Genomic DNA, 21,077 nt, shown 5'->3' with positions numbered 1-21,077 from the left:
TATTTCAGCCATCTTCCTTGTGGATATTCCCTTTGAATACATGGATACAACAAGATCATCAATACCAGCATTCCTCTGGTATTTCTCAAATAGAGCTGTCTGGAATTCGTTATTTCGATCCCTTGGAATTCTCAGATCATTGATCTTTCCGTATCTTGTTCCAAGATCCCTTTCGTAATATCCATTCCTCGATCCCTTATTCTCTTCAAGGAATGCCTCTATCTCTCCCTTCATGAGAGATTCCATGAACTCCTTCACTGTCTTCCTTACAATCTCCGATATCTTTTTATCAAACTCTTCCATTATTCATTGCCTCCTGTGGTTGTTCTTAGGAGGCATCCTTTTATGTTTCATGAAATTTATCCATTGTTGATGGAGTTATTTCATTTGTTCTTACACAAGATTTGGGATACTATCTTTTTATATTTTTTGGAATACTTTAACATACACTAAATTAAACATATTATGATTTTTTAAGGAGAATATGAAACAAAATAAATTCAATTAAAAATCTATGAGGAACTTAAAAACCATTAAAATTTTTACTTTTTGACTGTCCTGAGAATTAATTATGCTAATAATAAAATGGGTTTTTGAATCATTTTATTTTAAGACAGTGCGAAAATATTTTATTATTTGTGAATTATTATAAATAAGTTCATTTAAGTCCATTTTCTTTCATTTCCTCTATTAACCTTTCACTGAGAACTTCAAGTTCTCTGATTAGAAATTCCATTCCGGGACTTTTGATTTCAGATAAGAGTTTTAAGGTTGAAATTTTTTCGGAGCTTGGTTTAACTTTGGGTGCATCTGACACTATGAATTCTAACACAACTCCAATAATATTAAAGAGTTTATTCCAAGGAATCTTATTAACCTGCTCTTTCAAATATTCGAAGTCCACAGAGGATAAAATTTTATTCAAGATCTCTAAAATGGTTAAAAATGTTGAAAATGCCTGCAATAATTCCATGTTGCTGGAATAATTGAATATCATATCCGATTGTTCGGATAAGGCATCAATGATTGCAAGAATCCCTGATTCTTGAAGTTTTTTCACTGTGATTATTGCCGGTTCAACTTCAGATAGTTTTTGAAGCAAATTTCTTATTCTTTCGTTTTGATTTTCATCCATCAATACCAACCCCCATATATGGAAGCAAGAAAATATTTTTCATAGATTGCATGTGCCATCTTCATCAATCTGTTTTTTCCCATTGATCTGCAATCTGGAAATGGAACGTTAGGCATTGTTATCTTATTCCTGAAATCACAGTAGGCTATCCAACCCGCATCTCCCGTATCGGATGCACACAATCCAACTGTATTGTAAGGAACTGGTTCATAGGAACCCAGAATGTCAGAGGCAACCATTGATGCAACAGTATCAGCCTGAAAATGAGCAAAAACTCCTGCCATTCCAAGACCGATGGTTGGTGAGATTGCATCCCCAATTCCATAAATATCGTCATATTTTCTCGTTCTGAAATTGTTAATGTTGGAGTCAAGCCATCCGTTCTTTGAGACAATTTCAGGGTTCTTGTTAATAAAATCATGAGGTTTGTGAGGAGGTGCAACAATTCCAAGATCATAATCAATTTGTTCCCCTGATTCTCCAATTAATTTTTTTGACTCACCTCTTATTTCAGATAGCTTGAATCCATTTATTGTATGGATGTCCCTCTCTGAAAGCCACTTTGTTACAGGATCTGAAATCACAGGGCCAAACATTGCCATTGGCTTTGGAGCCCAATGCGCCACAGTTATTTCTATATTTTTTCTAAGGCCCTTCTGTCTGAAATAATCATCAAGCATTAAAGCCATCTCCCATGGTACCGGAGGACATTTATACATCTGTGTCGTAACTCCTATAACGATTTTCCCAGATTTGAATTCTGAAATTTTTTTTCTTAATTTCATTGCATTGTCCATGTCCCAAAAATGATATACATTTTCATAACCTGGAAACGATGTAACATCAAATTTAACACCTGGTGAAAGAACAAGAATATCGTATGAAATTGTTTTTCCAGATACAACAATGGTTCGATTTTTTGCATCTATACTGGTTACTTCCCCCTTAATTGCATTAATTCCTGAGTTTGAAAAATTTTCTATACTCACACTTATCTGATTTGGTTCTCTGTTTCCAAGTGCCACAAGAGTATAGGAAGGTTGGAAGTCTGTTTTACCGTATTTATCTATTACCGTTATTTTTACATCTTGATTTTTCAGCAATTTATTGATTCTACTGGCTGCAATTCCGCCACCAGCTCCTGCTCCCACCACAACAATGTTTTTTACCATACTTAAAATAGTACAACTCAATTAATAAGATTTATCCATTACATATTCGTATTTATATGAAAAAGAATTAAAGTTAAAATATAGATTAATAAAATTTTAACCAGTTTATCTGGAAGTTTCTTCTGGCAGATCCTCATGGAATTTTTTAAGTTCTTCTAGCATTTGTCCTATTGCATAATCCAGCTGTGGGTCTTTTCCATTGTAATAATCAATTGGTGTAAAAAGAACCTCCTCATCAGGCTCTGCTCCCCAGTTTTCCACCCCCCATCCCACATCCTTGAACCAGTATGAAAATTCAGGCTGAGTTAGTGTTGTGCCATCAATAAGCTTCCTCTTTGGATATATTCCCACAACTCCTCCCCAGGTTCTTTCACCTATTAGCTTTCCCAGCTTCATCAACTTGAATGAATGACTGAAAATATCACCATCAGAAGCAGCATACTCGTTTGTTATGGCAATCATTGGACCCTTGACTGAATTTGCAGGATACGGTGACAATATGCCCCTTCTGGGTTTGTCATAGCCTATTCTTCCCTTATGTAGTTGTCTTAAAACCAGTTGAGATACGAATCCTCCTCCATTGTATCTGACATCTATTATTATTGCATCCTTTGATATTTCGCTAACAAAAAGCCTGAAAAATTCACGAAGACCGTTGATCCCCATATCAGGAATGTGAATGTACCCAACTCTTCCACCCGTCTTTTCATGAACATATCTTCTGTTGTTCTCAACCCAGCTTCTATATCTTATGAATTTATCGTCCTCCATTGGCTTGACAAAAACCCTTTTGGATTCTCCATTGCCATCCCTGAAAGTCATCTGAAGCATCTGATTATTCCTGTTAGAAAATATCTCATACATTTTTGAAAGAGAGGTTACCCTTTCACCCTCAACTGATTCAAGTACCCATCCTTCCTCAGGTATAATATTTGAGAGATAGAATGGACTCTTTTCATTCTCATTGGATGGATCACCCATGTGCAATTTTTTCAGAACACACTTTCCATTTTCCATAGTGAAGTCTGCACCAAACCTTCCAAATTTCAAAGGATTTATGGTTGTGTAAAAACCGTCATTTTCATATGAGTGGGAAGTGCCATATTCCCCCTGCATCTCCTGTATTACATTACTCAACTCAAATCTGGTGGAGCACCTTTCAGCAAGCTTTCTGTACTTTTCATAAATCCTTTCTGAGACGTTGTTTGCCTTTTTCTCATTCCAATAATTATCTCTTGCAAGCTGCCAAGCTTCATCGTACATTTGCAAAAAGTCTTCTCTCATATTGCTTGATATCAGTATTTTGTCCACATCAACACTTTCCTTTTCCTCTTTTTCAATGCTTCTAATGAAGTATCTTTTTTCTCCTGTTGAAAAGAATATGTCCTTTTTATCATATGAGAATTCCAATCTTGTTATGTCTCCCTCAACCTTTTTCATCTTTCTCTCTTTCAGATCATATTTGTAAAGTGTTCCTGGGTCACCCTTTGCTGATGAAAGAAATTCATTCTGATAATCTCTCTTTAATATGTAAATACCGGATTCATAAGATATAATTGATGCATAATCTCCGTTGTCCAGAGGTAGGGGTGAAGCTCTAAATATTGCATTACTCAGATCATATTCCTCTGCTTTTACATTTAATTCTGCTAATCCTGTAAATGGGTTCACATCATTTTTTTTCAATGGAATAACAAATGGCTTGGATATTGAATTAAATGCAAAATTAAAATTAAGATCGTCTCTTACAGGATCGAGAGACCTTTCAGAAAGATAATACAAATATCTGCCAGATGGATCAATTTCAGGTGAAAAATCTCTTCCTGTATCAGATGACAGATCGTATGTCTTTCTCTCAGAAATATTGAATATTCTGATCTTTGAGAATGAATAATTGGAATCTATCGCTTGTGCATGATGATAGGAGTAGGTAATGAATTTTTCGTCATCAGATATTGAGAAGTCGTTTAGGTATGAAACTCTGCTTCTGTCAACCATCACAGTGTTTCCGTTTTCAGTATTAATCATCATAAGCTCAAATCTGTCATTTGAAAAAACAATATACTTCCCCGATTTGGATATCTTAATTTTGTATATGTTTCCGAAATCGCCCCTGTATTCTTTACTTTCATGATTCTTGAGACTGAATGATTTCACCATATCTCCCTTTGTTGAGCCAAGAATGTAATATACCATATCACCAGAGATGACACTATTTCTAATCCTCAATTTTTCATCAATCTTAATTCTTGATTCCACCCTGTAATCTGTTACAAAACTCTGACCCCTTGAAACTATGGAAAGTTTTGATCTGTCATAGAAGTTAATATTCTCCAGAAATTCACTTGCCTTAAAGCTCAATCGCGCATCATCGGGTTCACCCATAGGAATATCGAGTTTCTTGCATTCTGAAGTTTTTACATTCATTAAATATATGTTTCCTTCCATGGAAAACACTATTAGGTCCCCATATGAATTGAGATGCCTTGGGTAATAATTGTGGAATGATGTGTGCCTTTTGAGATCCTTTCCCTCCAAATCAGTTGAATATATCTCACCAGAGCCCTCCAAATCTGTAACAAAATATAGTCTATCGTTGCATATAACAGGACTTGAAACATGTGTCCTAATATCAACAATTTTCCTGAAACCGGCGGAAATATTACCCCTCCATATTTTTCCTCTCTGTCCACCTTTATATCCCTTGAAGTGATAAAGCTCAATTGTGTTTCGTCCGATGAAGATGTCTCCATCCTTCTCCATATAATGGTTCACGGCACCAAGGGGCAGCTCTTTAAAATTTGTTTCTTCATTGTCGAAAACGTATGGAAATACCATCCAGGTAAATGGCTTGAACAAATCTGTAGAAAACACAATTTTACCATCGGAGGTGAATCCTGCGATATCAGTGAACATTCTTCTATTCACAGATTTTCCACCGAGATATGTGAGCCTTTTCTCTTTTCTCTCAGTAATGTCATATGTATATAGATCTGCAGAACTTATATCCCTACCTGATAATACTCTGTAAACTATTCTTTTTCCATTTTTGTAATATCTTACATTTGATGGTACACCTTCAGGCTTAACCAACAATGATAATTTTCCATAAGATATATCATATTCCCATATGCTGTCTTTTGATATGAAAACAACTTTGTTTTCATATATATCAGGATTCATCAGATATGATTGCATAGATCGTTATTTCATATTTATATAAAAACAATGAGTGATTTATATGCTGAATTCATCATTCAATACAACAACTCATCCTGTTTATATCTCTTATAAGGGACTGGGCTGCTGTTTTAATTATTTCCCCCCTTGTAGGGAAAGCAAATGGTGTGTCAATCAGTGATCTGTAAGTCTGATTTTCTGCAATTAGATGAGAAAGAATTGGTGCAAATTCTGAAGCACCCTCCATACATATCTCAGCCCCAAGTAACCTTCCATCACTTTGGGAGACAAAAATTGATGCATGCCCTTTTTCATTCATCATTGAAGATCTTACATTGGCTGACGCTGTAACAAATCCTTTTCTATAATCTATTTTTCTTTCTATTAGTTGCTTCTCTGAAAAACCTACAAGCAAAATATTTGGTCTGGTAAATATAACCTCAGGATAGGAAAGATGATTTATTTTAAAATTCCCTCCCATTATATTTTCAGCGGCAATCATACCCTCCCTTGCAGCAGTTGTCTCCAGGTATCTTTCCTTGCGTATGCAATCACCTGCCCCATATATATGGGAATTCGTTGTTTTCATTCCATCATCAACAATTATGTAACCATTACTGTCCAATTTAACTGATACTTTTTCAAGGTTTAGATTCTCAGTGTTTGGAATTCTCCCGGTTGCTACCATCACTGATTGTGTCTCAATGATATGATTCTTTCCTTCTTTTAAAATGTGTATTTTAGAAAGATCTTCCTGCTCCTCCACATATCTTATGGTGGAATTTTCATGAATTTTTATACCACACTGTTCCAGTGACTCCTTTATTGTGTTTCTGGTCTCATCTGAAAATTTCCCTAGTATTGTTCCTCTAGTAATAATTTGAACTTCAACACCTAGCAATGAGAGTGCCTGACCAATTTCACATGCAATATATCCACCACCCAATATAACCAAACTCTCTGGAAACCTTTTCAAATTCCATATGGTATCGCTTGTTATGAATTTCGAAAGGCCTTCAATTAGAGGAATTTTTGGGTGTGATCCAGTTGCAACAACATAATTTTCAGCTTTAATTGTGAATTCCTCATCATGATTATTAATTCTCAGACTTTCATTGTAATCAAATTTCCCAATACCTTCAATGTATGTAACATTACCATAATACTTCAAAACTTCCTCATATTTTGTAATTCTTGATCTCTCCTTAAAATCCTTAATTCTTTCCATTATCTCCTTAAGAGAAATTTCTGAATCCACCTTATTGACATTTGTCAAATTTGAATTTCGAAAACTATCTGCAAACGCAAGCAGATGTTTTGAGGGAACACACCCCCTGTTAACACATGTTCCTCCTATTTGACCATTTCCTATCATTGCTACCTCAATCTGGTTTTTAGTGATTTCAGAGATGTGAATTGCTGCTGAGAAGGCTGAAGCTCCGTTTCCAATTATTGCAACGTCAAAAATCTTCATATTATAATTCCCTCATTTTCATTGCCCTGTATCCTGTTTTTTCAGAAAAAACCGGATTCATTAGTATTTCATTTTCCCCTACTGTTTTATCATCATAGTATACCAAAGCCTCTCTTTTTTCATAGTTCACTTTTGCATTTACACCTTTCATAGAATTGAGTGACCTTTCAATGGTGATTGCACAATCATTGCAGTTCATTCCAAAAATTTTTAATTTCATTTCACTCATGAAAAATGATTTTCTTTATTTATAAAAAGAAATTGTTAATAAAAATTAACCACTTATAATTTCATGGACGGTATGTTTATTTCACCGGATGAATGATCGAAATATATATTCTTGATTTTAAGATATTCACTTATGCCATAATTACTACCTTCACCAGCCTGGCCAGTTAGACGGAAACCTGTGTGATACCCCTGACTTGCCTCTGGTCCAGGCATGTTTATATAAAGTTCACCAAACCTTATCCTCTGAGCTGCCTTCAATGCGTTTGTCACGTTTGATGTAAAAAGGTAGGAAGCAAGACCGTATTTTGAGTCGTTTGCTCTTTCCAGCATTTCATCAAAATTATTTACCTTCTGGGTTCCTATTATTGGCCCGAATATTTCTTCCTGAAATATTGGTGAATTCTGTGGAACATCTTCTATGATTGTTGGCTCATAGAAAAATCCTGAAGAAAAGGGTTTTTCCATTTCAGGTACCTTTCCACCCATGATTATTTTGAGGTTTTCCTTCTTTGCTATTTCCACATATCTGTTCATGTTTGTTACTGCACCTTTATTTATCAGTGGCCCCATCTGTGAATTCTCAGGATTTCCTGTTTTCATCTCAGCAACTAACTTTGTCCATATCTTCATAAATTTTTCATAGATTTCCTCGTGTACATAGAGACGTTCAGATGCTATGCAAGATTGACCCGCATTCCAGAACTTTGCCCACATCAATGATTTTGCAGCTCTCTCAAGATCCGCATCCTTCCAGATCATAAAAGGTGCTTTTCCTCCCAGCTCAAGTATAAGCTTAGCCATATTTGATGAACTCTTTTCCATGATTCTCTGACCAGTTTCAGTTGACCCTGTCATTGTTACAAGTGCTACATTCTTGTGTGAAACCAGATAGTCCCCTATTTCTGATCCTTTTCCGGTGATAAGATTCAAAACACCCTTAGGAATGCCGGCCTCTATGAATTTTTTTACTATCCATTCTGCAGTCTTTGGTGTGTCTGAGCTTGGTTTCAACACTACAGTATTACCGGTGATCAAAGCGGGAGCAAGTTTTCTTGCAACCATTCCTGCAGGAAAATTCCATGGGGTCAGGGCAAGTACAACACCATATGGTTCCCTGTACTGAAATATTATCCTATCTGAATTTGAACCTTCCACAACGTCTCCCGTGAGCTTCCGTTCAAAACCACAGTAATAAAAAATCTGATCAAGAACACCGTCAACCTCTTCTTTCGCCTGAGGTTTAACCTTTCCGCACTCCTCAAGTAATATTTTCTCGAGTTCTGACCTGTTCTTTTCTATAAGTTCTCCTGCCCTTCTTATTATTGCGGATCTTTCCTTTGAGCCGAGACGGTTCCATGCCTCAAATGCATCAAGTGCGGCATCTATGGCCCTTGAAGCATCTTCTTTGGTAGATGCTGGAAATTTGTCGTATATCTGTCCAGTTGATGGATTCAGATCGTCAAGTGTTTCACCATTGGAAGAATCCACCCATTGTCCATCTATAAAATTCTTCATGGATGAGGACTACTAAATAGAATTTATTTTTTTCCTATTTATTGAGGTAATTTTACACCCATTGTCTTCACATTGTAGGAACGAGCCACAAGGTCTCTTATCATCTTTATGTTTTTTCCGTCCTTTCCTATTGCCTTTCCTATCTCTGCAGGATCAACACTAACCTGTACGTCCATACCAGTTTCTCTCCATGTTACATGAATTTCATTTACCTTATATCTGAAAAATATGTTCCTAACGTATGTTATAAGGTCTGTGGAATATTCTGCTATGAGTATGCTTTTTTTCACCTTTTCCCTGAGCTCAGCCACCACGTTTTTATTTTTCCTGAACATCTCTGCCATTCGGTGTTCATTCACAATGAATATTACAAGGTCATCATTTTCTATTAGATCCTTAATGTCAACCCTGCTTATTTTTTCAAAAACCTTTCTGTATTCCATCAATTTGTTGTCTATTATAATTTCTCCAGAAGACATCTTAACACCCTAAGTTCATTCTTTTTTTATGTGTCCTTTGTACACAAGGTCTACTGCACCGGTCCCCAGAGTGATTGGCTGACCCACAATTATATTCTCTGCTACACCCCTCAGGCTGTCAGTCTCACCTATTATGCCAGCCCTGAACAGATGTTTTGTAGTTATTTCAAATGCGGCCCTTGCCAGAACACTGCTTTTAGTTCCTGAAATTCCCTGTCTTCCAACAGATTTTACATATCCCTCAAATGTCATCATGTCAGCAACAAGCATAAGATGTCTATCATCCACCTCAAGTGATTGCTCTGAAAGTGTTTTCTTTGATTCTATGTATATGGCATTTCTTGCTGCCTCTATACCCAGAACACTGGCTATTTCAATTATGTCATTTGTTATTGTTCTTGTTGCATCCACACCTTCAATTTCAAAAACCTGTTTCAGATTTGATCCCTGTGTCTGAATCACATATTTTCCATCTTTCTTAACTGCAACAGCCCTTTTAATTCCTGGCAGTCCCTTTATTGTCTTGTTTCTTATTTCCTCCAGATTTGAATAGAGTTTTTTGTATTTCTGTTCCGAGGCTCTAACTTCAATTGTTCCATCATCATTTTCAATTATTGTTGCTCCTTTGATTGTTGAAAGCGATCTTAATATGTCATCCCTTTTAATTCTTCTTCTCTCCATTTGTTCCTTTGATGGTTCAATTATTACCGTTAGTTCCTCAGGGTTTACAGATATGGTTGATATATCCCCTATTGTTATATTTTCAATCTCCTTTATTACCCTCTCCACCTCTGCCTCATTGTTTTCAATCTCCTTTTCCATATAAATTTCCATTGATGGGGTTGAGGGTGTTTTTCTTGCATCCACAATCTCAATTAGTCTGGGCAAACCTACTGTTACATCCACTTCCTTAACTCCAGCAAAGTGGAAAGTTCTCATGGTCATCTGAGTGCCTGGTTCACCTATGCTCTGTGCAGCTATAATACCTACAGCCTCATAAGGATCAATTTTTCTTTTATCAATTTCCTGCTCTACTCTCTTTAGAACCATTTCAAAAAAATTCTTTCCCTTTTCATTCTTAACTTTTAAAAGTTTTCTTGCATCTTCAATTGTTATGAAATAACCCTTTTCTCTTTCCTTCATTATAAGGTTGAAAACTTCATCATCGATTTCAGTCTCAAATTTTTCCTTGTGGGATGCAATTACTTTTTCATATTCTGCAACATAATTTGATACCACTTCAAGGAGTGGGTGCCCGTTCACATAGAATTCCCTGGGTGAAAGGTGAGGTGAAAGTTCATCTATTGAACTTATGAGAATTAATGATTTAAGAGTATTCTGCTTATCCTTGCTTTTCACCTTTTTAAAAATGTTTTCTACATCCTTGAATACCTCAACCCCATCTATTTTTACGTGATATCTGACCTTTGATTTTTCAACGCTTATGTATCCATCCCCAACGCCATCACTTACCTCAAAATCCACAGCATATTTTATTGGAACCATTTCTTTTAATTTTTTAACGTTTTGTGTGCTATCTTTCCATACAAGAACTTTCAAGATGAATCAGCCTCCATATCGAATATTATATGATCTATATCAATTGGTTCACCCTTATCACTTCTTGTTGGATCTATGGAATCTTCACCATAAGTAAATTGTACAACACTCCCTGTTGTATCAGTAACTTTTCTTTGTCTATCCACCTTAAGATCCTCAAAAGCATTTATGAGTCTTCTCTGCATGTAACCACTTCTTGATGTTCTTACAGCGGTATCCACAAGACCTTCCCTTCCACCAATACTGTGTAGAAAATATTCAAGTGGATTGAGACCGGTTTTATAAGAAGATGTAACAAATCCTCTGGAGTTTGCCCCAAGATCTCCCCTCTTAAAGTGAGGGAGAGTCCTCCCCTCGAAACCCCTGTTTATTCTCTGACCTCTTACTGACTGCTGCCCTACAATACCAGCCACCTGGGAAATGTTAAGCATCTTTGCCCTTGCTCCTGATCTTGCCATTATCACAGATGAGTTATTAAGTCCAAGGTACTGGGATGCTATTTTTCCTGTATTATCTCTTGCTTCTCCTGTCTCTTTCATTATTTCCTCTTCAAGTGTGTCCTCTACAGATTTGCCTTCCTTTGGTTGCAATGTTTTATTGTTGTAAGATTGAACGATTTCATTTATTTTACCCTGTGTTTTTTCTATAATTTCCTTTATATCTATGACTGCAGACTCAGGTATATCATAATCACCTATACCTGTGGAAAAACCTCTGTATGAGATGTATCCAACCGCAAGCCTGGTCATATTATCAATAAACCTCGCGGTCTCATCGGAACCGTATTTTCTGTAAATTTTATCAATTATTGCCCCCTCAAATGGGGAAATAGCATTTTCATCGATTGTACCATGAATCATTCTTCCCTTCACTATTACAACGTCAACATCCTCAGGAGTATCTTCGAATTCAGAGTGGTATTTTCCGTCTTCCCCTAGTTTTGCTCCTGAACAGAGCTTACTTCTGAATTTTACATTGAAACCCTCAGGCAATATAGCTGAGAAAATATCCCTTCCACTGTATAATTTAACGCCCTTTTCAATCTTCGTTGGTTTTATTGATATATTTTCAGGAAGGTATGAAGTTATGTGTATCATATCCTCCTCTGAAAACATGGGGTTGCCATGTGTTAGGAGGAAAAGAGCAGTAACATGATCGTGAATCCCGCCAATAATAGGTCCTCCATACCTGGGTGACATTATCTGTTCCTGTACCTTCATAATAATTCTTGCCTCTGCCTGACTTTCCTCTTTTTGCAGAACATGGAGATTCATTTCATCTCCATCAAAATCCGCGTTGTATGGTGTACATACTGCAAGATTGAACCTAAATGTCTGTTGATCAAGTATTCTCACTGTATGCCCCATCATTGACATCCTGTGCAACGATGGCTGTCTGTTAAAAAGTACAATATCACCTTCCTTGATCTGCCTTTCAACAATCCAGCCTATATCCAGTTTAAGGCTGTTGTCCTTTGCATTTTCCCTTGTAATTTTAATTCTTCTACCATCAGGTCTCAATATATAATTTACACCTGGTATATACTTTCCAAATTCGTCTACAGGATCTGGCCCTTTTTCAACCAACTCCCTCATAGCTTCCAGATTGAACTGGTTAACATTGACTGGTACTGTTAGCTCCCTTGCTGCCTTAACAGGAATGCCCACCTCATTTATTGACAGGAATGGTTCTGGAGAGATCACTGTTCTGGCTGAGAAATTTACCCTTTTACCAGATAGGTTTGATCTGAATCTGCCTTCTTTTCCTTTCATTCTCTGAACAAGAGTTTTCAATGGTCTTCCTGACCTATGCCTAGCAGGGGGAATTCCAGCTGTCTGATTATCAAAATAGGTAGTTACATGGAATTGCAGGAGATCCCACAGATCCTCTATTATCAATTGTGGAGAGCCATTATCCCTGTTTTCCCTTAGTCTCTGTGAGATTCTTATGATATCCACAAGCTTGTGTGTCAGATCGTCCTCACTTCTTTCACCGGTTTCCAAAGTGATTGATGGCCTTACATTTATTGGTGGAACGGGCAACACACTTAGGACCATCCACTCTGGTCTTGCATAATCTTTGTTCATTCCAAAAAATATTAGATCCTCATCCGGAATTTTTTCTAGTCTCTCTCTTATCTCCTTTGGCGTTATCTTTTTCTCTGCGGCCGCATTTTTCTGGGAAGCTTCTCTGAATGTTGTAGGCTTGTCCAGTACTATTTTCTTACTCTTCTCACCACAATAGGGGCATATCTCCCTTTTTGCAGCCTGATCTGTTATCCTTTTTATTGTAATTGTTAAAAGCTCCGGATCAAATTCCTCCAACTTTCTCTCCGTTAACTTTTCATAGAATACTCTTTTCTCATCTTCCGTTAGTTTTATTTTTCCACAATTCTGGCAGGAAGCTTCAATGAATGTTTTTATGTCTTTTACAAAACCCACATGTATAACTGGCATTGCAAGTTCGATATGGCCAAAATGTCCAGGGCATTCATCCACCCTCCCACCACAGGTTGCACATTTTAGACCGGGTTCAATAACACCCATGTGAAGATCCATCAAACCTTTTTCTATTGGATATCCATCATCATCATAGGTGTCAGGAGTTATTACCTTTACCTGAGAAATTTTCCTGATTTCATCAGGAGAAAGCAGGGCAAACTGAATATTCTTAATTATCTTAGATATATTATTACTCATTTTAAATCACCCAGAATTAATCTCATCATAACACCAAGAGACATAAGTTCGTCCCTCATCAGTTTAAATGCATAACTAGTTTCAACAGGATGTATGTTTCCCGTATTTCCACATACAGGGCATCTCATTGTACCCTTTTTCCTGTCAACTATTGCAAGATGACCACAATTGGGATTTCCACACACATAAAGAATGGTTCCATCGCTCTGATCAAGAAGCCTGTCTTTTATAACCATAGACGCACCATGAGCAATCAGTGTGTCTCTTTCCATTTCTCCGAATCTGAGACCACCCTGTCTGGATCTTCCCTCCGTTGGCTGTCTGGTGAGTATCTGAACAGGCCCTCTAGATCTTGCATGGAACTTTCCCGCAACCATATGGTGCAGTTTCTGATAATATATGACGCCTGTAAATATATCTGCCTTCAGTTTCTTACCTGTAATACCATCATACATCACTTCAGTACTGTCATAGGAAAAACCGTTATTGAGGAGATCCTCACGAAGGGCCTTTTCCGTCTCCCCCTTAAATATGGTTCCGTCTACAAAAGAGCCTCTTGCAGATGCTACTTTTCCACCGATCATTTCAAGTATATGTCCTATGGTCATTCTTGATGGAATTGCGTGTGGGTTGATTATAATGTCAGGTATTATCCCATCCTCTGTAAATGGCATGTCTTCTTGAGGTACTATTGCTCCTATAACACCCTTCTGTCCATGTCTTGATGCAAATTTATCTCCAAGTTCAGGAATTCTGTCGGATCTTACTTTTACCTTTATTATCTTACTGTTACTCTCACTTACGGTAATTATAACGTTGTCAACGTATCCCTTCTCATTGGGTCTCATTGTAAGTGATGATTCCCTTCTTCTCTGTGGACCCAGACGTTCTCCACCCTCCTCAAGAAACCTTGGAGGAGATGTCTTACCAACCAGCACATCTGAACCCTCAACATATGATTCTGGAGAAATTATACCCTCTGAATTCAGATTCTTATAATATGATTCCATCCTCGTTCCAAGAACGTCATGTGTTGGTATTTCAAATCTATCTTCCTGACCTCCTGGATATCTTCTCTCTTCAGTGCTGTATGTTCTGAAGAAGTTTGAACGCCCCAGACCTCTCTCTACAGCAGCCTTGTTGAAAATGATTGCGTCCTGAATATTGTAACCCTGATAGGAAAGTATGGCAACAACAAAATTCTGACCGGCCGGTCTTTTACCAAAACTTATATAATCCATTACCTGAGTTTTAACAAGGGGCATCTGAGGGTAATGTAGGAAATGACCTCTGGTATCTGTTCTCAATCTAAAGTTTGTTGATGACAACCCAAGGGACTGTTTCACCATTGCCGATGCCATTGTTATCCTTGGAGATGAATTGTGCTCTGGATAAGGTATCATGGAGGCAGTTACACCAAGTATCAAAGATGGATCTATCTCAAGATGTGTGTATTCCTTGTTCAATAAAGACTTGCCTTCAAACTCCTTTCCGCATTTATTGCACATTAAAATTGTGTTTTCTTCACCTGGGTTTAACCACTGTACAATTCCTCTGTACAGAAGAGTGTTACATCTTGGGCATCTTTCAGGGATTTCATACGCATAAAGGGCTATGTAAAGATTTTCCTCCTCCTCCGCATCTATCCATTCAAGATAACCCTTTGTGAAAAGCTCATCAAACTGCATCTCCTTTAATCTAATTTTTTCCAGAATCTTTGAATTGATTTTGGGTTTCCCATTTTCAAGAACGATAAGCGGTCTTCTTAGTCGTCCCATGTCACAGTTTATCCAGACCTCGTTTGTCATTTCTTCATATCTTATGTTCATCTCTGTGGAGATTTCACCTGATCTTCTTGCTTTTCTCAATTTTTTTACAAGTTCAACAGGATTTTCGTGATATCCCACTAGATCACCGTTGATATAAACTCTGCTTTTATCTCTCTCTTCCATTGTTGGTTCAATTAAACCTTCTGCAACGGCCCTATCCAGTATCTCTTCTGAATCGGTACCAATTGAAACAGACATGAGCAGGGAGGCATTTTTAACAAGTCCGCAGTTCTGACCTTCAGGCGTCTCGTTTGGACAAATCCTGCCCCATTGAGTTGGATGCAGGTCTCTTGCTTCGAAGTGAGGTTGTGATCTTGTAAGCGGGGAAATTATACGCCTCAGATGACTCAGTGTGCTTATGTTCGATACTCTGTCAAGAAGCTGTGAAACACCTGTTCTCCCACCTATCCAGTTACCAGTAGCCATGGCATGTAGGAATTTTTGTGTCATAAGATCCTGCCTGATAGATGGTTTTAAGTTTATTGTCCCTTTTTTCCTGTTAAACCTTTTTTCAACCTCTGATTTAAGATCCTTTACCACGGATTGGAAGGCATTTCTGAAAAGTTCATCCATAAGGTCCCCTGCCAGTTTTATTCTCTTATTTGACAGATGATCCTTATCATCCTCCTTTCTCATGCCAAGGTTAAGTTCAAGAACGGCCCTGGCCATCCTTCCCAGATACAGTGCTTTTTTATAGCGGTCCTCAACCGTATCTCCGAGATGTGGTAAAAGTGATTTATCAATTATCTGTGATATTTTCTTTTCCCTGAACTCCTTTGCCTGACCAGATGCAAATCTCCTCTCAAGGTAATTTATAGCGTCCTCTGTGTTAATAATTCCTGCCTTGGATGCCGATGAGGAATGCTGTTCCTGTATTTCCCTTGCATTTTCCAAATTATAATAAATTATTGGGATCATTCCATCAGAAGAATATATGGCATTGAAAATATCGTTATCCTTCTCCATCCCCAGAGCTTTCATTATAATGACTAGGGGTATATTTCCAGGAACTGTAGGTATTGAAACGGTCAATAACCCATCTCTTCCCTTTTCCACAGAGGTCATTGCCCTGTAACCATTTGATTGTGAGAATACTTTGGCTATTTCAATGAATGTTTCATATTTTTCCTCTTTTTCAACAAGTATTTTGTTTGGTGCCAGATCCTCCAGTGACACTATTACTCTTTCACTGCCCCCAATTATAAAATAACCTCCTGAATCTGTGGGATCCTCTCCCACAAATCTCAGTTTTTCAATTCTGCTTCCATTAACAGGTCCACCGTTTCTTGCAACATAATTGTCAAGATTTGATCCGTAAAGTGTACATCTGTTTGACCTTACCATTATCGGGATTTCACCAATCTTTATTGTCTGTGGTTCCCTTTCAATTCCATCTTCCACTATCCTTACCTTAAGAAAGATTGGTGCCATGTAATTGAGATCTCTCAATCTCGCCTCCTGAGGTGTAATTTGGTTTGTTGCTCCTGAAGCTTCTTTTATTTCAGGATCTCCTATTTTGATTGTAGGTTCTCCTATGTACCTCCCTTTTTCCTTTTGTCTACCAAAATATATACGAATGTCCCTTCCTCCGGTTTTTGTTTTATCAAGAATAATTACTCCCGGCTCATCTTCATCTGAAACTCTTGTTTCATCAACTATTCTCTGTATCTGGCTTTCGTTTTTATCAGGATAACCCATGAAGGAATTCATTGAATCTATCTGGTGCTGTACTATACTATTATTCTCAAAAAAAGCATCTATTATTTCTTTCATCTTAAAACCTCATTACTTACAACTCTATAATATTCCACAGGACCTATTTTTTCGTTTCTTCTCACTATTTTAATAATTCTACCCGGCTGTATTTCACCATAAATCTCCATTAAAGCCTTTATTGCTGGATCATTTATGCTAATCTTGGGTAGAAGATCTTTCGTAACATTCAATTTTAAAAGAATCTTGTTTTCCTCTTTTACTTCAACCAAATAATGTTCGGGAACCACATTATGATGTAATATATCAAATTTACCCATATTTTTCACCTTTTTTGCGGGCCCAAGGGGATTCGAACCCCTGACCCTCTGGTTAAAAGCCAGATGCTCTACCTAGCTGAGCTATGGGCCCATTATGCCGGCAGTAGTTATGTTTTCAACATTAATAAATATTGTTTTAATTGAATTTTTCCAGTTATACAAAGATAAATCATAACAACTTCAATCAGTTATATCAATTGGGTTACACTTTAATTTGAAAGATAACATACAGGATGAAAACTTTTTTTCAAGTTAATTGATAATATGATTTCTAAAAAAATGATGTGTTAATGTAATATAAAATAGTGAAAGTAATATTTTTAAAATTTTTTATAATAATGAAGATTGATCATGTTTCATTTCATTTTTAATAATATAATTTTTTTATTTTCTAAAAAATATTGTTCGCACAGGTAATTTGAAATAACTTTGTGATTTACGGCAAGATTTTGGTTACAATTTTTAATTAAAAAGTTCTTTCTCATGTTTATAAAAATCAAATTTAATTAATAAATGAAAATTACTGAGTGATTGTCATGAAATATAATGTTGATGGGAATGAAAGAAAACTAAGAGCAGTATGGTTTGAGAACAAGACGGTAAGGATGATAGATCAGAGGAAATTACCTGAAGAGATGATAATTTTCGATGCAAAAAATACTGACGATGTATGCTACGCCATAAAAGAAATGGTGGTAAGAGGGGCCCCTGCAATAGGAATCACAGCTGCATATGGACTCGCAATGGCAAAAATGAACAATGAGGATATGAATAAGGCTGTTGAAAAAATAAGAAGTACAAGGCCCACAGCATATGATCTTTTCAGAGCGATAGAGTATATGAAAAACAATTCTTTCCTGATCAATTCTGCAGAAAGATATGCACAGGAAATTACAGGAAGATGCAAGAAAATAGGTGAATACGGCAACTCCCTAATATCCAATGGAAGTGGAATACTAACTCATTGTAATGCAGGCGCACTAGCAGTGGCTGAATGGGGTACTGCCCTGGCCCCAATGAGGTATGCCAAAATGGAGGGAAAAAATATATTTGTATATGTGGATGAAACAAGACCTAGATTGCAGGGTGCAAAGTTAACGGCATGGGAACTTTCACAGGAGGGCATAGATCACGCCATAATAGCAGATAATGCGGCTGGATACTTCATGAGGAAAGGTGCAGTTAATATTGCAATAGTAGGGGCTGACAGGATCTGTGCAAACGGAGATTTTGCTAACAAGATAGGCACATATGAAAAAGCAGTTCTTGCCAAGGAAAATGAAATACCTTTCTATGTTGCAGCCCCGGCAACAACATTTGATTTCAATCTTAAAACTGGCGATGACATTCCTATTGAAGAAAGAGGGGAGGATGAAGTACTGATTGTAAATGGAAGGAGAATAGGCCCTGAGAACAGCAAAGCCAGAAACCCAGCCTTTGATGTAACACCAAATAAGTATGTTACAGGATTCATAACTGAGTATGGAATTTTCAGACCAAACGAATTGAACGAACTCAGAAAAAAAATGTCAATTGATCTTTTTATGAGATAAAATTTTTTTAGAATTAAAAATATTAGAATTCAGAAACTAGTTCTGAATTTTCTATATTTCCCTCTTCTTTAACTTTTCCGGTTGCCATGAAAATTGCGTGTATGACTAGAACAACAAGAATATTCAATAGGAGACCGGCTATGCCTACGTATATGAAGTCAAATGGCTTGTATAAAGAACCACTGAATTTTAACTCAAAGAGCATGTACAATGTAAGAAGAAGCCCAGCAAACCATCCCAAACCAATTGAGTATTTATTGAATTTTCTTGTGTAGAGTGAGAAGTAAACAGCAGGAAGTGTCTGGAGAATGAATGCACCTCCGAATGTCTGAAGGTATATTATTTCACCAGAAGCTGCTGGTGTAAGGGCAAATATTAGGGATGCTGCAATTACTACGATTACAAGCACTCTCGAAAGCAAGGATTGTGATCTTGAGCTTGCATTGGGATTTATATACTCCACGTAAACGTTCCTTGTGAGAAGATTTGCGGAAGCTATTGCCATGATTGATGCTGGTACAACACTGGCAACCACTATTGCAGCATATGCAAAAGCAGAAAAGGTAGATGGGAAGAGATCCTTTATTAAAAGTGGAATTGCTTCAGATGAATTTGCACTTGTGAAAACTCCGTTGTTTGCAACAACTGCAGCTATTCCAAGGATAGCAACAAATAACAACAGAACATTGTATATAGGAAGAATGGAGGCGTTTCTTTTTATTGTTCTTACATCCTTGGATCCAAGAGTTCCAGTAATTGCATGTGGATAAAGGAACAATGCAAGGGCTGAACCCAAAGCCAGGGTTGTATAACCCAGGAATAGAGTAGGTGACTCAAATAGTGGTGTGTTTGGACTTCCACCTTTGACAGATGCAAACAATGATGATGCTTTTGAAAATACATTACCGTATCCTCCAAAGTGTATTGGAATGTATATAACCAGAGTGAGAACTACCAGCCATATGAGGGCATCCTTTAATATTGCAGTAAGGGCTGGCCCTCTCAGACCACTTACGAATGTGAATATTGCGACCAAAGCAAAGGCGATTATCAAAACAAGAGAAACTGGAAGTGTTAATTCCTTCAGAACATATTCTATACCTGTAATCTGAAGGGCGATGTACGGAAGTTCTGCAACGACTCCTGTTAATGCAATCAATAATGCCAAAAATCTGGAATTAAATCTGTCCTTTACATAATCTCCAGCAGTAACATAATTTCTCTTTTTTGATATGGTATAAAGCCTGGGCATTGTGGCATAAACAATTGGGTAAATCATTATACCATATGTTATGGCAAACATTGCGAGGGCTCCAGAACTTGATGCTGCCCCTGGAACCGCTATCACAGTGTATGCTGTGTAAAGATCACCCCCAAGAAGAAACCAAACCACTACTGTACCGAATTTTCTTCCTCCAACTCCCCATTCCTGGATATCAGACATGGTTTCAGGCTTTCTCCACAGATATGCAATAAACCCTATGAAAAGAGCAATAACAACCACTATGAAGAACACAACCACATCAAGGGTAGAAAAGTATCCCATTATTGACCAGCCCCCTTCTTATTGTATTCTGATCTTTCGATCATGTATACAGAGAATGTCAGTGCCGCAGCCACGAATATCCACACCAGCTGATACCAATAAAAAAACGGGAATCCGCCAAGTGTGGGACTATTTCTGTCATATATTGGATACCCAACCACCATGAAAATATATGGAAGGGCAAGCAATATAAATTTCAAAATGCTATTCATTATCATATCAATAATTAATTATATTTAAATTTTTTTAAAGTACTTATTTAAAAAATAATAGCATGAATGAAATAAAATAGAAATAAAATTTTAACGATATAATTTAGAAAATAGAAATTGTAAAAATAGGTAAAAGTTATCATTAAAAATATGATGGATAATTATTTATTTAGTAATATAACGTCCTTCAATTTCTAAATCACCCATATCATCATAGGATGGGATAATTTCTCTCTAAAAGCCATTTAGTCTTTTTATAAAACGATTTTCAATAATATCTTTAACCATAATTATAACCAATAAATGTGACAGTTAATCACGCTTCCCATCCCCTCGCGGAAGATAGTACACACGTGAAACGTGCCGGGCTTGACCGTTGGGTTCGGAATGAGACCAGGTATTACCCCGGTACTATGACCGTCACGAAAGGATATTTATGTGATTTATTTAAATTTTTAT

At 37.0% G+C, this 21,077-nt stretch carries 15 protein-coding genes, 1 tRNA gene and 1 rRNA gene; 1 reads left to right on the top strand and 16 read right to left on the bottom strand.

The genetic code is table 11. The features are described 5' to 3' along the window. The 13 genes from ACNF4Z_RS06710 to ACNF4Z_RS06650 all read right to left on the bottom strand — a co-directional run. Positions 1 to 303: transposase (locus tag ACNF4Z_RS06710; RefSeq protein ID WP_458328470.1), on the bottom strand; the 303-nt coding region annotated here is incomplete at its 3' end. A gap of 355 nt (positions 304 to 658) precedes the next feature. Continuing rightward, a complete protein-coding gene (locus ACNF4Z_RS06705; protein WP_458328469.1) occupies positions 659 to 1,135 on the bottom strand; it encodes a hypothetical protein in 477 nt (158 codons plus the stop codon). After that, a complete protein-coding gene (locus ACNF4Z_RS06700) occupies positions 1,135 to 2,307 on the bottom strand; it encodes an NAD(P)/FAD-dependent oxidoreductase (RefSeq protein WP_458328468.1) in 1,173 nt (390 codons plus the stop codon). The genes ACNF4Z_RS06705 and ACNF4Z_RS06700 overlap by 1 nt, the downstream gene beginning before the upstream one ends. Positions 2,308 to 2,412: 105 nt before the next feature. Then, a complete protein-coding gene (locus tag ACNF4Z_RS06695) occupies positions 2,413 to 5,490 on the bottom strand; it encodes a S41 family peptidase (RefSeq protein ID WP_458328467.1) in 3,078 nt (1,025 codons plus the stop codon). Between the two features lie 70 nt (positions 5,491 to 5,560). Beyond that, positions 5,561 to 6,961: a dihydrolipoyl dehydrogenase family protein gene (locus tag ACNF4Z_RS06690; protein ID WP_458328466.1), complete on the bottom strand. Its 1,401-nt coding sequence runs from the start codon at positions 6,959 to 6,961 to the stop codon at positions 5,561 to 5,563. A 1-nt stretch (position 6,962) separates the two neighbouring features. Beyond that, complete coding sequence (locus ACNF4Z_RS06685; RefSeq protein WP_458328465.1) at positions 6,963 to 7,190, bottom strand: heavy-metal-associated domain-containing protein; 228 nt, start codon at positions 7,188 to 7,190, stop codon at positions 6,963 to 6,965. A gap of 53 nt (positions 7,191 to 7,243) precedes the next feature. Beyond that, positions 7,244 to 8,707: a D-glyceraldehyde dehydrogenase gene (locus ACNF4Z_RS06680; RefSeq protein ID WP_458328464.1), complete on the bottom strand. Its 1,464-nt coding sequence runs from the start codon at positions 8,705 to 8,707 to the stop codon at positions 7,244 to 7,246. Between the two features lie 38 nt (positions 8,708 to 8,745). Further along, on the bottom strand, positions 8,746 to 9,186 hold the full coding sequence (locus ACNF4Z_RS06675; RefSeq protein WP_458328463.1) for a NusA-like transcription termination signal-binding factor: 441 nt from the start codon (positions 9,184 to 9,186) through the stop codon (positions 8,746 to 8,748). Between the two features lie 15 nt (positions 9,187 to 9,201). Then, a complete protein-coding gene (gene rpoA2 / locus ACNF4Z_RS06670; RefSeq protein ID WP_458328462.1) occupies positions 9,202 to 10,746 on the bottom strand; it encodes a DNA-directed RNA polymerase subunit A'' in 1,545 nt (514 codons plus the stop codon). Further along, a complete protein-coding gene (rpoA1, locus tag ACNF4Z_RS06665; protein WP_458328461.1) occupies positions 10,743 to 13,445 on the bottom strand; it encodes a DNA-directed RNA polymerase subunit A' in 2,703 nt (900 codons plus the stop codon). Before rpoA1 ends, rpoA2 begins: the two co-directional genes overlap by 4 nt. Then, on the bottom strand, positions 13,442 to 17,047 hold the full coding sequence (locus ACNF4Z_RS06660) for a DNA-directed RNA polymerase subunit B (protein WP_458328460.1): 3,606 nt from the start codon (positions 17,045 to 17,047) through the stop codon (positions 13,442 to 13,444). The genes rpoA1 and ACNF4Z_RS06660 overlap by 4 nt, the downstream gene beginning before the upstream one ends. Further along, positions 17,044 to 17,307 (bottom strand): DNA-directed RNA polymerase subunit RpoH/Rpb5 C-terminal domain-containing protein, encoded by a 264-nt coding sequence (locus ACNF4Z_RS06655; RefSeq protein ID WP_458328459.1) that lies wholly within the window; start codon positions 17,305 to 17,307, stop codon positions 17,044 to 17,046. The genes ACNF4Z_RS06660 and ACNF4Z_RS06655 overlap by 4 nt, the downstream gene beginning before the upstream one ends. Positions 17,308 to 17,324: 17 nt before the next feature. Continuing rightward, a tRNA-Lys gene (locus ACNF4Z_RS06650) sits at positions 17,325 to 17,398 on the bottom strand. 445 nt (positions 17,399 to 17,843) lie between these two features. Here ACNF4Z_RS06650 and mtnA point away from each other — a divergent pair. Next, positions 17,844 to 18,860 (top strand): S-methyl-5-thioribose-1-phosphate isomerase, encoded by a 1,017-nt coding sequence (gene mtnA / locus ACNF4Z_RS06645; protein WP_458328458.1) that lies wholly within the window; start codon positions 17,844 to 17,846, stop codon positions 18,858 to 18,860. Positions 18,861 to 18,882: 22 nt separating this feature from the next. Here the strand turns inward: mtnA and ACNF4Z_RS06640 are convergent, their stop codons facing one another. The 3 genes from ACNF4Z_RS06640 to rrf form a co-directional block, all read right to left on the bottom strand. Continuing rightward, on the bottom strand, positions 18,883 to 20,406 hold the full coding sequence (locus ACNF4Z_RS06640) for a sodium:solute symporter family protein (RefSeq protein WP_458328457.1): 1,524 nt from the start codon (positions 20,404 to 20,406) through the stop codon (positions 18,883 to 18,885). Then, on the bottom strand, positions 20,406 to 20,618 hold the full coding sequence (locus ACNF4Z_RS06635) for a DUF3311 domain-containing protein (protein ID WP_458328456.1): 213 nt from the start codon (positions 20,616 to 20,618) through the stop codon (positions 20,406 to 20,408). The genes ACNF4Z_RS06640 and ACNF4Z_RS06635 overlap by 1 nt, the downstream gene beginning before the upstream one ends. A 303-nt stretch (positions 20,619 to 20,921) precedes the next feature. Continuing rightward, positions 20,922 to 21,043, bottom strand: a 5S ribosomal RNA gene (rrf, locus tag ACNF4Z_RS06630). Between the last annotated feature and the right edge of the window lie 34 nt (positions 21,044 to 21,077).

Source organism: Caldiplasma sukawensis, assembly GCF_052315375.1.
In the GTDB taxonomy this organism is placed as follows: Archaea; Thermoplasmatota; Thermoplasmata; order Thermoplasmatales; family Thermoplasmataceae; genus Cuniculiplasma.
The sequence above is the reverse complement of the archived record's forward strand: the minus strand, read 5'-3'. Positions and strand labels throughout refer to the sequence as shown.

Excerpts from the sequence above, each read along its gene's own strand:
- ACNF4Z_RS06700 (WP_458328468.1), bottom strand. The coding sequence starts at position 2,307 with ATGGTAAAAAACATTGTTGTGGTGGGAGCAGGAGCTGGTGGCGGAATT.
- rpoA1 (WP_458328461.1), bottom strand. The coding sequence starts at position 13,445 with ATGAGTAATAATATATCTAAGATAATTAAGAATATTCAGTTTGCCCTG.
- ACNF4Z_RS06690 (WP_458328466.1), bottom strand. The coding sequence starts at position 6,961 with ATGAAGATTTTTGACGTTGCAATAATTGGAAACGGAGCTTCAGCCTTC.
- ACNF4Z_RS06640 (WP_458328457.1), bottom strand. The coding sequence starts at position 20,406 with ATGGGATACTTTTCTACCCTTGATGTGGTTGTGTTCTTCATAGTGGTT.
- mtnA (WP_458328458.1), top strand. The coding sequence starts at position 17,844 with ATGAAATATAATGTTGATGGGAATGAAAGAAAACTAAGAGCAGTATGG.
- ACNF4Z_RS06695 (WP_458328467.1), bottom strand. The coding sequence starts at position 5,490 with ATGAATCCTGATATATATGAAAACAAAGTTGTTTTCATATCAAAAGAC.
- ACNF4Z_RS06660 (WP_458328460.1), bottom strand. The coding sequence starts at position 17,047 with ATGAAAGAAATAATAGATGCTTTTTTTGAGAATAATAGTATAGTACAG.
- ACNF4Z_RS06680 (WP_458328464.1), bottom strand. The coding sequence starts at position 8,707 with ATGAAGAATTTTATAGATGGACAATGGGTGGATTCTTCCAATGGTGAA.
- ACNF4Z_RS06675 (WP_458328463.1), bottom strand. The coding sequence starts at position 9,186 with ATGTCTTCTGGAGAAATTATAATAGACAACAAATTGATGGAATACAGA.
- ACNF4Z_RS06635 (WP_458328456.1), bottom strand. The coding sequence starts at position 20,618 with ATGAATAGCATTTTGAAATTTATATTGCTTGCCCTTCCATATATTTTC.
- ACNF4Z_RS06705 (WP_458328469.1), bottom strand. The coding sequence starts at position 1,135 with ATGGATGAAAATCAAAACGAAAGAATAAGAAATTTGCTTCAAAAACTA.
- ACNF4Z_RS06655 (WP_458328459.1), bottom strand. The coding sequence starts at position 17,307 with ATGGGTAAATTTGATATATTACATCATAATGTGGTTCCCGAACATTAT.
- ACNF4Z_RS06685 (WP_458328465.1), bottom strand. The coding sequence starts at position 7,190 with ATGAGTGAAATGAAATTAAAAATTTTTGGAATGAACTGCAATGATTGT.